The sequence below is a fragment of the Serratia sp. NA_13 genome (genome assembly GCF_052691735.1).
In genome coordinates this window covers 286,329-299,019 of the sequence record NZ_JBQZFV010000001.1, presented here as the reverse complement: position 1 = coordinate 299,019, position 12,691 = coordinate 286,329, and the positions used below count along the sequence as shown (strand labels likewise).

At 56.5% G+C, this 12,691-nt stretch carries 11 protein-coding genes; 6 read left to right on the top strand and 5 right to left on the bottom strand.

What is annotated here, in order from left to right:
* Positions 1 to 91 precede the first annotated feature (91 nt).
* Positions 92 to 1,621 carry a YdgA family protein gene (locus ACUTSU_RS01400; protein WP_445651480.1) on the top strand — a complete coding sequence of 510 codons (1,530 nt, stop codon included), beginning with the start codon at positions 92 to 94 and terminating at the stop codon, positions 1,619 to 1,621.
* 36 nt (positions 1,622 to 1,657) lie between these two features.
* Here the strand turns inward: ACUTSU_RS01400 and ACUTSU_RS01395 are convergent, their stop codons facing one another.
* Positions 1,658 to 2,815: a serine hydrolase domain-containing protein gene (locus tag ACUTSU_RS01395; RefSeq protein WP_445653669.1), complete on the bottom strand. Its 1,158-nt coding sequence runs from the start codon at positions 2,813 to 2,815 to the stop codon at positions 1,658 to 1,660.
* A gap of 102 nt (positions 2,816 to 2,917) precedes the next feature.
* On the opposite strand from ACUTSU_RS01395, the gene ACUTSU_RS01390 reads away from it, so the two are divergent.
* The gene (locus ACUTSU_RS01390; protein ID WP_445653668.1) at positions 2,918 to 3,847 is read left to right on the top strand and encodes a LysR family transcriptional regulator; all 930 of its coding nucleotides are present in this window, start codon (positions 2,918 to 2,920) and stop codon (positions 3,845 to 3,847) included.
* Between the two features lie 11 nt (positions 3,848 to 3,858).
* Here the strand turns inward: ACUTSU_RS01390 and ampC are convergent, their stop codons facing one another.
* Positions 3,859 to 4,995: a class C beta-lactamase gene (gene ampC, locus ACUTSU_RS01385; RefSeq protein WP_445653667.1), complete on the bottom strand. Its 1,137-nt coding sequence runs from the start codon at positions 4,993 to 4,995 to the stop codon at positions 3,859 to 3,861.
* Between the two features lie 191 nt (positions 4,996 to 5,186).
* Between ampC and ACUTSU_RS01380 the strand changes: the two genes are divergently transcribed.
* Positions 5,187 to 6,074 carry a LysR substrate-binding domain-containing protein gene (locus tag ACUTSU_RS01380; RefSeq protein ID WP_445651476.1) on the top strand — a complete coding sequence of 296 codons (888 nt, stop codon included), beginning with the start codon at positions 5,187 to 5,189 and terminating at the stop codon, positions 6,072 to 6,074.
* A 15-nt stretch (positions 6,075 to 6,089) separates the two neighbouring features.
* Here ACUTSU_RS01380 and ACUTSU_RS01375 read toward each other — a convergent pair whose 3' ends face one another.
* The gene (locus ACUTSU_RS01375; RefSeq protein WP_445651475.1) at positions 6,090 to 7,121 is read right to left on the bottom strand and encodes a Mal regulon transcriptional regulator MalI; all 1,032 of its coding nucleotides are present in this window, start codon (positions 7,119 to 7,121) and stop codon (positions 6,090 to 6,092) included.
* Positions 7,122 to 7,346: 225 nt separating this feature from the next.
* Between ACUTSU_RS01375 and malX the strand changes: the two genes are divergently transcribed.
* Positions 7,347 to 8,966, top strand: coding sequence for a maltose/glucose-specific PTS transporter subunit IIBC (gene malX / locus ACUTSU_RS01370; RefSeq protein WP_445651474.1), 1,620 nt, complete (start codon positions 7,347 to 7,349; stop codon positions 8,964 to 8,966).
* Positions 8,959 to 10,140 carry a MalY/PatB family protein gene (locus ACUTSU_RS01365; protein ID WP_445653666.1) on the top strand — a complete coding sequence of 394 codons (1,182 nt, stop codon included), beginning with the start codon at positions 8,959 to 8,961 and terminating at the stop codon, positions 10,138 to 10,140. Before malX ends, ACUTSU_RS01365 begins: the two co-directional genes overlap by 8 nt.
* 205 nt (positions 10,141 to 10,345) lie before the next feature.
* Here ACUTSU_RS01365 and ACUTSU_RS01360 read toward each other — a convergent pair whose 3' ends face one another.
* Complete coding sequence (locus ACUTSU_RS01360; protein WP_445651140.1) at positions 10,346 to 10,576, bottom strand: hypothetical protein; 231 nt, start codon at positions 10,574 to 10,576, stop codon at positions 10,346 to 10,348.
* A gap of 54 nt (positions 10,577 to 10,630) precedes the next feature.
* On the opposite strand from ACUTSU_RS01360, the gene add reads away from it, so the two are divergent.
* Positions 10,631 to 11,629, top strand: a complete 999-nt coding sequence (gene add / locus ACUTSU_RS01355; protein WP_445651139.1) for an adenosine deaminase — start codon at positions 10,631 to 10,633, stop codon at positions 11,627 to 11,629.
* Positions 11,630 to 11,666: 37 nt separating this feature from the next.
* Here add and ACUTSU_RS01350 read toward each other — a convergent pair whose 3' ends face one another.
* Entirely contained in the window at positions 11,667 to 12,665 is a 999-nt protein-coding gene (locus ACUTSU_RS01350) for a bile acid:sodium symporter family protein (protein WP_445651138.1), read from the bottom strand.
* Between the last annotated feature and the right edge of the window lie 26 nt (positions 12,666 to 12,691).

Here is a 12,691-nt window from a genome sequence, read left to right as displayed (position 1 = left end):
ACAATTAAACGCCTGCGGGCGTTTTTTTATTGGCCCAAATTTGCCCATCCATCTGTTTGAGACAGATGGCTTAATAAGGATGAACAGAACTATGAAAAAATCGTTAGTCGCTGTTGGCGTCATTGTGGTTATTGGCGCAGCATGGACTGGGGCTTCCTGGTACACCGGCAAACTGATCGAACAACGGATGGGTGAAGTGGTTGATAACGCCAACAGCCAACTGAAAGCCTATCTGCCGAAAGCCGGCGTCAAACTGGGTTATGAAAATTACCAACGCGGTATTTTCAGCAGTAAAATTCGCTATGTCCTGCGCGCCGATGGCAGCGTCACCACCGACGATGCTCCGCTGAAAGCCGGTGATGAAGTGGCGTTTATGGAAACCATCGACCATGGTCCCTTCCCGTTTGCCCAGTTGAAAAAATTCAACCTGCTGCCAAGCATGGCGTCGGTGCATACCGAACTGGAAAATACCCCAGCCACCAAGGGCCTGTTTGAAATCACCAAGGGCAAAGCGCTGTTCACCGCCGATTCCCGCATCTCCTACAGTGGTGATACTTCGTCAGCCATTAACGTGATCCCGCTGGAATACCAGAAAGACAAGTCCTCGCTGAAATTTAGCGGTGCGACCATCAATGCCGACGTGTCCCGCGATATGAAAGCCATCACTCTGGACGCCAACAGCGACAACGCGGTGATCAGCGGCCCGAACCAGTTTGGTCAGACCGAGCAGGTTCAGTTGCAGGGCTTCTCGCTGAAAAGCCAGTCCCACGCCGGGCAGTTCGATCTCAGCCTGGGCAACCAGAACATGGAGATAAAACAGATCAAGGTTGCCGTTGACGGTAAAGAGACCCTGACGCTGGAAGGCTTCAAGCTGGCGAGCCAATTCGGTGAGAAAGACACTAACCTGAATGGCCAGATTGATTACACCATGGACGCGCTGAAGATCCAGAACAGCGACTTCGGTTCTGGCAAACTGTCACTGAAAATCAACAAGCTGGACGCCAAATCGCTGAAAGAGTTTGCCGACCGTTACAACCAGCAGGCTATGCAGATGCTGCAACAGGCGCAGACCATGGATCCGGTTGCCTACCAGCAACAAACCACCGATATCCTGCTGCAGAACCTGCCGCTGCTGTTGAAGGGTAACCCAAGCATCAGCATTGCACCGCTGAGCTGGAAAAACAGTAAAGGCGAAAGTACCTTTACCCTGAACCTGGACCTGACAGATCCTGCGCAAGTCGGTTCCCCGGCAGAATCACCGGATCAGCTGATTGCCCGTTCAGTGAAAAAACTGGACGCTAATCTGAGCATTCCAGTGGCGATGGCGACCGAAACCACTTCGCAAACCGCGTTACTGCAAGGCTATAGCGCCGAAGAAGCACAGAAACTGGCACAGCAGCAGGTGCAGGGTCTGGCGGCCATGGGTCAGATGTTCAAACTGACTACCCTGAAAGACGGGGTGATCGGCAGCAGCTTCCATTACGCCGACAACCAGGTTGATCTGAACGGTAACAAGATGTCGCTGCAAGAGTTCATCGGCACCTTCGGCCTGTTGGGGGCACCTGGCCCGGTCGAAACGCCGGCGCCTGACGCAGCCCCTGCTCCGGCACCAGCCCAGTAATATTTCCCCTCGGGGCCCGCTTGCCGGGCCCCTTTTTTATCCCTGAACGCCGTACACCGCATCGCGTATCTGCTGTGGATAGATCCCGCTCATGCCTTCAAACGCCGTATTGGTCAGCGCCACCACGCTTAATGCCGCCTGCGGATCGTAAAACCAACTGTGTCCATAAACACCTCCCCACTGCAGGGTGCCTTTGTGCTGTGGCGTCGCCGCCAATTGAGCATCTACCAGCACCGCACCGCCGAAACCAAAGCCCCAGCCCGGCCCCTGAGTTTCAGCTTCGGCCCCGACATGCGCCTGCCGCATCAGTTCGACGGTGGCCGGTTGCAACATTCCCTCTCCACCATTGCGCAACGTTTCGACCAGTCGCAGCACGTCATCGGCATCACCGACCATACCGGCCCCGCCGGAGGCATAGGCATGAGGGTCAAATGCACGTGATGGGGATAATGCTATGTCAAAACCAAAACCTTCAGGTAGCTTCAACTGCATACCGTCATAAATCGGTTCCGGCCGGGCAGTGGTATCCTGATAAGCCGTCGACATGTTTTCGCTGTCGGTGGTGTAAAAACCGGTATTCCCCAACCCCAAAGGCTGCGCAACCCAACGATTGAACAACTGCGGCAAAGGTTCACCCGCAGCCACCTCCAGCACCGCACCCAGCACGTCGATCGCCAGTGAATAATGAAACTCTCTGCCCGGTTCCACGAGCAGCTCCGCCTGTGCCAGCAGACGCAAATTCTGCTCCAGCGTCAGCGACGACGATGTCATCCCGTCTTGAATCCCTAACCGCTGATACGGCCCATCCTCAGGCTGGGTAAAGCGATAATCCAGCCCGGCAGTATGGCTCAGCAAGTGGCGGATTTTAATTTCTGGCTGGCGGCCATCGGCCAGTACCGGGGTAAACCAGGGGAGCCAGCGACTGACCTCATCATCCAGCCCCAGCTTGTGCTGTTCTACCATGCGCATCGCCGCCAGTGTGATATAGGGTTTGGACACCGATGACAGCCGGAACTGCGTCTCGCGCCGCATCGGCCGCTGTTGCTCACGGTCGGCGTAACCACTGGCCTCGGCATAAATCACCTTGCCGTGCTGGGCCACCAGCACCACGCTGCCGACAATACGTTCTTCGCTAATCGCCTGCTGGCTGACCGCCTGTATTCTTTCTGCTAATGACTGATTCAGTGTCGTCATGCTTTGATACTCTCTGAAGGGGTATCAAAACACTTTAAAGCGATTATTATAAAATTAAATACCCGATAACTTAACGAATCATTAAGCAGGGGTTACTGATAGATGAGTTCACTATTACAGTTACTGCCGTTCTTCGAAGCCGTCGCCCGCCTGGGCAGTTTTACCCAGGCGGCAAATCAGCTGGGCGTTACCCCCCCTGCGGTGTCGCAAAACATTCAGGCATTGGAAACCCGCTTGGGTGTACGGCTGTTCAACCGTACCAGCCGATCGGTACGACTGAGCGATGAAGGCCGCCTCTTTTTCCAACGGGTAGCACCGGCGATGGGCCAGATCGACATGGCAGCAGAGGAGCTTCGAACCCTGCACGGCCACCCTTCTGGTCTGTTGCGCATCACCCTGCCGCAGTTAGCGGCTTCGCTGTTGGTGATGCCTTATCTGGCCGAATTTCAGGCGCTTTATCCCGAGGTGCAGCTTGAGCTGTTTACCGACGACCATTTTTCCGATCTGGTATTGGACAGTTTCGATGCCGGTATTCGCATGCGTGCCATGGTGCAAAAAGACATGGTTGCGGTGCCGCTCGACAACGACCAACAGCGGGTGATTATCGCCACTCCCGCTTATCTGGCGCAGCACGGCACGCCATTAACGCCACAGGCACTGAGCGCGCACAACTGCCTGCGCTATCGTTTCCCCGGCAGCGGCAAGTTTGAACCCTGGTATTTTCGGCAGGAAGGCGGGCAACTCACGCTGGAAGTCAGCGGTAACCTGATATTCAACGAAGACAGGCTGATTAAGGATGCAGCGTTGATGGGGCTGGGGCTCACCCAACGTTTTGTCAGCACGGTACAACGCGAGCTGGACACTGGGCAACTGGTGGAAATACTGGCGGAATATCGCTGTAATTTTCCCGGTTTTTTCATCTACTTCCCGGCCAGCCGGCATATGCCACTCAAACTGCGAGTGTTTGTTGATTTCATACGGGAAAAACGGGCACTACAGTTATCTTCTCAGGACGCCATTACAGCGCCCTGAGAAAGCATGAATTAACGCTTATCCAACGCCTGTACCAACTGGTAGGTTGCCGCGACCCGATCGTCGTTCGGGAACCATTTGTTGGCCAGCATCACCACGGCGATTTTCTTCGATGGGATGAATACTGCGTAGGTGGAGAACCCTCCGGTCGAGCCGGTTTTATTGTACCAGGCAGCGCTTTGATCTTGCTGCGGCGGCGTGATGACGGTGGCCGGAGTGCCGTTCATGATCATCCCGGCGTTGTTGCCTTCCGTCAGCTTGGGCAATGCCACCGGATAAGCGTAGCTTTCCCACATCAGATCCTGGGTGAACACCCCGGCCCGGTAGTAACCGGTATGGGTAGCCGCCAGTGCCTTGCGCCACTTATCCCCCACTTTGGCTACCTGCATGTTGGCTTCAAGGTAACGGATCAGATCTTCGGCATTGGATTTGATGCCGTAGGATTCTGCGTCCAACGGGCCAGGCGTGACTCGCACCGGTTGGTCTTTCTTGTTGTAGCCCTGAGCGTAATTATCCATCTGCGCAACCGGAACATTAACGTAGCTGTGGTTCATACCCAAAGCCGGCAGCAGCTGTTTTTCCATCGCCTGCGCAAAGGGTTGGTTCAGGCTTTTGGCGGTGATCATCCCCAGCATGCCAATACCCAGGTTGGAATAAACCCGATAGGTCCCCACGGCATGTGGCGGCTGCCATTTTTTGTAATACGCCATCAATTGCGCGTCATTGGTCACGTCGTCCGGGACAAATAGTGGCAAGCCGGAGGTATGCGTCGCCAGGTTCAGCAAGCTGACATGGTCAAAGGCGCTGCCACGCAGTTCAGGCAGGTAATGGCTGGCCGGTTCGGCGAACGACAGTTTGCCCTCATTTTGCGCGTAGGCCGCCAGCGTGGCGGTGAAGGTTTTGCTCAATGAGCCCACTTCAAACAAGGTTTGATTGGTGATTGGCTTGCCGGTCTGTTTGGACGCCACGCCATAATCATAAAACTGCTGTTTCCCATCCACAGACACGGCGATAGCCATGCCGGGCACGCCATATTTTTGCATCAGCGGCTGAATAATAGCGTCAATATCGGCTTTGTCGGCGGCCTGGCCTGCCGGCAGGATCATTGCGGCCAACAACGCGGCCGCCAGGCGATTTATTTTGGTCATGTGAAAGCTCTTGGGTTGCAGGGTATCGGCCGATGGCAAAAGATTTTATTGCCTGTCGACGCGAGGATATCCTTGGATGATGGTGTTATTCCTTTTCTGACTGCGTTGATTTCGCACCAGCAGGCTAAATATCAGGGTTTATCCTTGGGTTGACAAGCGATAAGAATTTCAGCCAGCATAAAGAAAAACTTATGGCTAACTTTATGCGTAATCGACTTCCCCTCAATGCCCTGCGGGCGTTTGAATCCTCCGCCCGTCACCTGAACTTTACCCGCGCCGGGCTGGAGTTGAGCGTCACCCAAGCTGCCGTCAGTCAGCAGGTGCGTATGCTGGAACAGCAACTGGGCATTCAGCTGTTCCGCCGTCTGCCGCGTGGGTTGGATTTGACCGAAGAAGGACAGGCACTGTTGCCGATATTGACCGACGCTTTCGACCGCATTGAATCGGTATTGCAACAGTTTGAGGGGGGGCATTTCCATGAGGTGCTGACGGTCGCGGTGGTCGGTACCTTTGCCGTCGGCTGGCTGATGCCCCGTCTGGCAGACTTCAGAGAATCGCATCCGTTTATCGATCTGCGGGTGTTAACCAACAATAACCTGGTTAATTTGTCCGCCGACGGAATGGACTTTGCTATCCGTTTTGGCGAAGGCCGCTGGCCGGCGACCCACAACCTCAAACTGTTTGATGCCCCGCTGACGGTGCTCTGCCCGCCGGAAGTGGCCAGGCAGCTGCGCACGCCGCAAGATCTGCAACACCAACGGCTGATGCGCAGCTACCGTAAAGACGAATGGGAACGCTGGTTTGCCGCCGCCCAGGTAACCCCATGGCGCATCAACGGCCCGGTGTTCGACTCTTCCCGACTGATGGTGGAAGGAGCGATCCACAGCGGCGGTGTCGCGCTGGCCCCTGCGCGCATGTTTGCTCGGGAGCTGCGTGAAGGTCTGTTGCAGCGCCCGTTCAGCGCTGAAGCGGATCTCGGTGGCTACTGGCTGACCCATCTGAAATCACGTGATATGACCCCGGCAATGAAAGTGTTTGTCAGTTGGATCCAGCAACAGGTCACTGATGAACAACATTGATGAACAACAATGAGGTCAGGCCGAGCCGCGCTTGATCAACAAGGGCGGCAGAATCACGTTTTGCGGTGGTAAGTCGGCGTCGGCAATCCGTTGCAGCAGGCGTGAGGCGGCGCTGCGCCCCACTTCGCGCGCGGAACTGGAGACCAGCGTCAGCGGCGGCTCGGTCAGTTCGGCCTCTGGCACGTCGCCGAAACCAATCAACGCCACCTGTTGCCCGTAGTAGGTATCCACACCATCAGAACCGATGCTGCGCCCACTGCGGACAATGCCAAAATAGGCCCCCAGCGCCACCGAAGCCTTGTGGCAAACCAGCGCGCTGATATTGGGATGTTGCCGTAGCAGGTTTTCCGCCGCCTCCGCCGCCGCACGTTGATGGCAGTCACATTCGACAATCCAGTCGGAGCGGAAAGGCAGACCATATTGCACCAGCGTGGCACAAAAGCCCCCCAGCCGTTCGGCGCGGGTCAACGAACTGCTTTGTCCTCCCAGATAAGCAATTTGGCTGTGGCCGCGTTTGATCAAAAATTCGGTGGCCATTTTAGCCGCCTGCATATTGTCCGGCCGCACCACATCAACCCCTTCCAACCCATTCGAGCGCGCTGCACACACCAATGGCACCCCCTGTTCGGCGGCTTTTTCCTTCAGGCCCTCGGCCGAGCGTACGCCGCCCGCCAGCACCATGCCGTCGACCCCGTGCTCCAGCAGCGTATCGAAACAGCGCATCAGCCCTTTGCCTTCACGACCGCTTTGGGTCAGGAACAGCACTTTGCCGTGCGCCTCCAGCACCTCGCTCAGACCCGCGGTCATTTCCGCATAAAACGGCTCGCAAATATCACGCAGGATCAAACCAATCACGCCCGACTCCCCGCCACGCAACGTTGCCGCCTGACGGTTACGTACGTAGCCAAGGCGCTCAATCGCCTGGTTCACCCGTTCCACGGTGGTGGGTGAAATACGCCCTTTGCCGCTCAGCACCAGCGAAACGGTAGTGACGGAGACGCCGGCCTGTTGTGCGACATCGGTGATGGTGATCTTTTTGATGGTCATAACCTCTGCTAGCCCGATCCTGGGCATTGAGCACCTTGCAGCAAATGGTATACCGAATCGGTTTGACCAGTAAAACGTTTTACTGGCATCAGCATTGTCGCCGCAAAGTGCAGGCTGAAATTGTGATTAGCGGCGCATTTTTGCTAGGTAAAACGTTTTATCTTATTTTTACCTAACAGGGGTACACACCACTTTCGCACGTTTTTTCGCCAGGAGCCGCCGGTTATGCCAGCATCTAAAAAACAAAAAATCACGCTTTGGGAGTTTTTCCAGAGCCTGGGCAAAACATTCATGCTGCCCGTCGCCTTGTTGTCGTTCTGCGGCATCATGCTGGGCATCGGCAGTTCGCTAAGCAGCCGTGATGTCATCACCCTGTTACCGTTTATCGGTCACCCGGCCTTCCAGTTGCTGTTCACCTGGATGAGCAAGATCGGTTCCTTTGCCTTTAGCTTCCTCCCGGTGATGTTCGCCATCGCCATTCCGTTGGGCATGGCGCGTGAAAACAAAGGGGTCGCCGCGTTCTCCGGCTTTGTCGGCTTTGCGGTGCTGAATCTGGCCACCAACTTCTATCTGACCACCACCGGCATTTTACCCACCACCGATCCGCTGGTGCTAAAAGCCAACAATATCCAGAACATCCTCGGTATTCAGTCGATTGATACCGGCATTCTGGGGGCGGTGATCGTCGGGATTATCGTTTATAAATTGCATGAGCGTTTTCATACCATTCGCCTGCCGGATGCGCTGGCATTTTTCGGCGGTACCCGCTTTGTGCCGATCGTCACCACGGTGGTGCTGGGCCTGTGTGGTCTGGTGATCCCGCTGATCTGGCCGTGGTTCGCCGCCGGTATTACCGGTCTGGGCTGGGTAATTAACAGCGCCGGCGCCTTTGGCCCGATGCTGTTTGGCACCGGTGAACGTCTGCTGCTGCCCTTTGGCTTGCAGCATATTCTGGTGGCACTGATCCGCTTTACCGAAGCGGGCGGCACGCTGGACGTTTGCGGCCATAGCGTGAGCGGCGCGCTGACCATTTTCCAAGCACAACTCTCTTGCCCGACCACCACCGGCTTTGCCGAAAGCGCCACCCGCTTCCTGTCCCAGGGCAAGATGCCGGCATTCCTCGGCGGCCTGCCAGGGGCGGCGCTGGCGATGTACCACTGCGCCAAGCCGGAAAATCGCCATAAGATTAAGGGGCTGTTGATCTCCGGCGTGGTGGCTTGCGTGGTCGGTGGCACCACCGAACCGATCGAATTCCTGTTCCTGTTTGTCGCGCCTTTCCTGTACCTGATTCACGCTGTCCTGACCGGGCTGGGCTTCACCGTGATGGCGCTACTGGGCGTGACCATCGGCAATACCGACGGCAATATCATCGACTTCGTGGTGTTCGGCATCCTGCATGGCACCGCCACCAAGTGGTATCTGGTACCCGTCGTCGCGGCCATTTGGTTCGCCGCTTACTACGCTATTTTCCGCTTCTCCATCCAACGCTTTAATATCAAAACGCCGGGCCGTGAGAGCGAAACTGCTGCCAGCCAGAGCGCATCTGCAGGCCCGGTCGGCAAATCCGGCTATAACGTACCGGCCATTTTGGCGGCGCTGGGCGGCAGTGAGAATATTGTTTCGCTGGATAACTGCATCACCCGTCTGCGTCTGTCGGTCGACGACATGAGCAAGGTTGATGACGCCGCACTGAAGGCCAATCGCGCCATCGGCGTGGTACACCTCAACGAACACAATCTGCAGGTGGTTATCGGTCCGCAGGTGCAATCGGTGAAAGATGAATTAGACTCACTGATAGCGGCAGCGCCTCCTGCTGCGGCCCTGCAGGGAGCGTCAAATGTTTGATTTTTCCACCCCGGTCGATCGGCACGGCACCTGGTGCACGCAATGGGATTATATCGCTGACCGCTTTGGCAGCGATGACCTACTGCCGTTCACCATTTCCGATATGGACTTCGCCACCGCCCCCTGCATTCTCGAGGCGCTGCAACAGCGCCTGCAGCACGGTGTGCTGGGTTATAGCCGCTGGCAACATGAGGATTTCCTCGGTGCGGTGCGCCAATGGTATCAACAACGCTTTGATACCCTCATCAACACCCAAATGGCGGTGTATGGTCCGTCGGTGATTTACATGGTAGCGCAGTTAATCCGCCTGTGGTCAGCACCGGGGGAATACGTGGTCACCCACACCCCGGCGTATGACGCTTTTTATAAGGTGAACCTTGGTAATCAGCGCCAACTGCTGGCCTGCCCGTTGCAAAAACACGGCAACGACTGGCGTTGTGATATGGCCCATCTGGAGGCATTACTGGCGCGGCCGCAGACCAAAATTCTGTTGCTGTGCAGTCCGCACAACCCGACCGGTAAAGTGTGGCGCACCGAGGAATTGCAGCAAATGGCCGAGCTGTGTGAACGCCACGACGTGCGGGTAATCAGCGATGAGATCCATATGGATATGGTGTGGGGTGAACAGCAACATACGCCGTGGAGCCAGGTTGCTACCACCTCCTGGGCACTGCTGACTTCCGGTTCCAAAACCTTCAATATCCCGGCGCTGACCGGGGCCTACGGTTTTATCAGCGACGATGCGACGCGCGATGCCTACAGCCAGCAACTCAAGGCGCGCGATGGGCTGTCTTCCCCGGCGGTGCTAGCGGTAGTGGCACATATTGCCGCTTATCGCCACGGTGAACCCTGGCTGGACGCGCTGCGCGATTACCTGCAGGACAACCTGACCTACGTCGCTGAAAGGCTCCATCAGGCATTCCCGCAACTGGGCTGGCAACCGCCGCAATCCACCTACCTGGCCTGGATTGATCTGCGCCCGTTGGGCATTGACGACCAACAGTTGCAACAGGTGCTGATCGAGCGGGAGAAGGTCGCCATCATGCCAGGCTTCACCTATGGCGAAGAAGGCCGTGGCTTCCTGCGGCTGAACGTCGGTTGTCCACGCAGCAAGGTGGAGGCCGGCATGGATAAGCTGATTAGCGGGCTGCAATTTGTGCTGAACTCGGCTTAATAACTTCAACAGTGTGAACGCCCTCTCTCCAGAGAGGGCGTTAGGTTGCTGCGAAATACCGTCCCCCATTCAAACTTAAACCGGTGGGATCTCTGCGAGACATTGATACACCGTCAATCCTCGCTCATAGGCTATACGTACGTCGTTATCTGCGCCTTATGCTGCCCGCCTCAGACAGCGTTCGGCAAGCCGCGTTGATCAAGCGCTACCGCTGGAGATCGGTAAAATTACGGATTGGCTGGCGCTGCATGGCGTAGCCGATAACAACGATGGAAATATCACTAAACTGAGGGGCGGCTGATGGGGTCAGCCCGCCGTTTTCCTGCCGGGTCGCGGGGGGGATTCTTCTCCCGCCATCGCCTGAAAATGCGGCACCGAACGCAATCGGTGTGACTTTTGTCACTTTTTTATGTAACGGAATGGCAATTTTCATCATTTTGTTTTTATACTGATCTGCACTTTACCTACAACAAAATAACGAGTGCACACCATGATTGACTCCCGCCTTCCGCTGACCGACATCCACCGTCACCTCGACGGCAACATCCGTGCGCAAACCATCCTCGATCTGGGCCGTCAGTTTAACCTTGCCCTGCCGGCCGACGAACTGGAAGCCCTGCGTCCACATGTGCAAATTACCCATGCCGAACCGGATCTGGTCAGCTTTTTGCAAAAGCTCGACTGGGGAGTGGCGGTGCTGGGCGATTTGGAAGCCTGCCGCCGGGTCGCTTATGAAAACGTTGAAGATGCTGCCAACGCCGGTCTGCACTATGCCGAACTGCGTTTCTCGCCGTATTACATGGCGATGAAGCACCAGTTGCCGGTGGCTGGGGTGGTGGAAGCGGTAATTGATGGCATTCGTTCCGGTTCTCGCGATTTGGGTATTGATGTGCGCCTGATCGGCATCATGAGCCGAACCTTCGGCGAGGCCGCCTGTTTGCAAGAGCTGGAAGGCCTGCTAGCCCACCGTGACGGCATTACCGCCCTGGATCTGGCCGGTGACGAACTCGGCTTCCCAGGCGGCCTGTTCCTCAACCACTTTAACCGCGCCCGTGACGCCGGTTTGCGCATCACCGTGCACGCCGGTGAAGCCGCCGGCCCGGAGAGCATCTGGCAGGCGATCCGCGAGCTGGGTGCCGAACGCATTGGTCACGGAGTGAAAGCCGTTGAAGATCCGGCATTGATGGACTTCCTGGCGGAACAGGGTATTGGTATCGAATCCTGCCTGACGTCCAACATTCAGACCAGCACCGTGCCGTCACTGGCGCAGCATCCGCTGGCGAAGTTCCTGCGCCACGGCGTCATGGCGTCGATCAACACTGACGATCCGGCGGTTCAGGGTATCGAAATTGAACATGAATATCGGGTAGCAGCACCACAGGCCGGGCTGACAGAGGCGGAGATCCGCACAGCTCAGGAAAATGGCCTGAAAATGGCGTTCCTCAGCGAGCAGGAAAAGCAGGCGCTGCGCGATAAAGTTCGCGGCTGATTGCATTGAATAATGGGCGCTATTTCGCGCCCATTTTTTACTTCGCTGCCAGCGCTTCTGCCCGCTGTTTGGCGGTTTTGCGCGCATAGCGTTGGGCCAGTACGGCACACACCATCAATTGCACCTGATGGAAAATCATCAGCGGCAACACCATCGCACCCACCGCGGCCGCTGGGAACAGCACGTTAGCCATCGGGATACCGTTTGCCAGGCTCTTTTTCGAGCCGCAGAACACAATGGTTATCTCGTCCGCAGTATTAAATCCCAGCCAACGTGCGGCATAGGTGTTGATAATCAGTACCACCGTCAGCAGCACCAGAGACATCACCAAGATGGTCAGCAGCGACCAGCCGTCAATCTTGTGCCAAATGCCCTCTACCACTGCGGCGCTAAAGGCGGTATACACCACCAGCAGAATCGATGACCGGTCAGTGAGATTAATCAACTTGCGGTGGCGATCGACCCATTTGCCGATCAGCGGCCGCGCCAGATGCCCCACCACAAACGGCACCATCAGTTTCAAAATGATCGAACCAATGGCGTGCAACACGTCAGTATCACCGCCCTGGGTGTGCATCAGTGCGCCTACCAGCAGCGGCGAGAGGAAAACGCCGAGGATGCTGGATGCCGAAGCGCTGCAGACCGCCGCCGCCACGTTACCGCCCGCTGCCGAAGTGAAGGCAATGGCCGATTGCACCGTAGCCGGCAGCGCACACAGGTAAAGGAAGCCCATATAGACCGTCGGGGTCATCAGCCCTGGCACCATCAAATTCATCGCCAGCCCCAGCAGTGGAAACAGCGCAAAGGTGCTGAGGAACACCACCAGATGCAGTTTCCAGTGGCCCATACCGGCGATAATCGCCTCACGCGACAGCTTGGCACCATGCATAAAAAACAGCAGCGCGATGGCGGCGGTGGTCAGGCGATCAAAGAAGGTTTTCCATATCCCTTCGCAGGGGAAAACCGAGGCGACAATCACCACCAGAATCAAAACCAGCAAAAATTTATCAATGCGAAGACGTTGTAACCAGGACATGGAACCGGATCCTTCGAGGAGTATGG

Excerpts from the sequence above, each read along its gene's own strand:
- ACUTSU_RS01400 (WP_445651480.1), top strand. The coding sequence starts at position 92 with ATGAAAAAATCGTTAGTCGCTGTTGGCGTCATTGTGGTTATTGGCGCA.
- ACUTSU_RS01395 (WP_445653669.1), bottom strand. The coding sequence starts at position 2,815 with ATGACGACACTGAATCAGTCATTAGCAGAAAGAATACAGGCGGTCAGC.
- ACUTSU_RS01390 (WP_445653668.1), top strand. The coding sequence starts at position 2,918 with ATGAGTTCACTATTACAGTTACTGCCGTTCTTCGAAGCCGTCGCCCGC.
- ampC (WP_445653667.1), bottom strand. The coding sequence starts at position 4,995 with ATGACCAAAATAAATCGCCTGGCGGCCGCGTTGTTGGCCGCAATGATC.
- ACUTSU_RS01380 (WP_445651476.1), top strand. The coding sequence starts at position 5,187 with ATGGCTAACTTTATGCGTAATCGACTTCCCCTCAATGCCCTGCGGGCG.
- ACUTSU_RS01375 (WP_445651475.1), bottom strand. The coding sequence starts at position 7,121 with ATGACCATCAAAAAGATCACCATCACCGATGTCGCACAACAGGCCGGC.
- malX (WP_445651474.1), top strand. The coding sequence starts at position 7,347 with ATGCCAGCATCTAAAAAACAAAAAATCACGCTTTGGGAGTTTTTCCAG.
- ACUTSU_RS01365 (WP_445653666.1), top strand. The coding sequence starts at position 8,959 with ATGTTTGATTTTTCCACCCCGGTCGATCGGCACGGCACCTGGTGCACG.
- ACUTSU_RS01360 (WP_445651140.1), bottom strand. The coding sequence starts at position 10,576 with ATGATGAAAATTGCCATTCCGTTACATAAAAAAGTGACAAAAGTCACA.
- add (WP_445651139.1), top strand. The coding sequence starts at position 10,631 with ATGATTGACTCCCGCCTTCCGCTGACCGACATCCACCGTCACCTCGAC.
- ACUTSU_RS01350 (WP_445651138.1), bottom strand. The coding sequence starts at position 12,665 with ATGTCCTGGTTACAACGTCTTCGCATTGATAAATTTTTGCTGGTTTTG.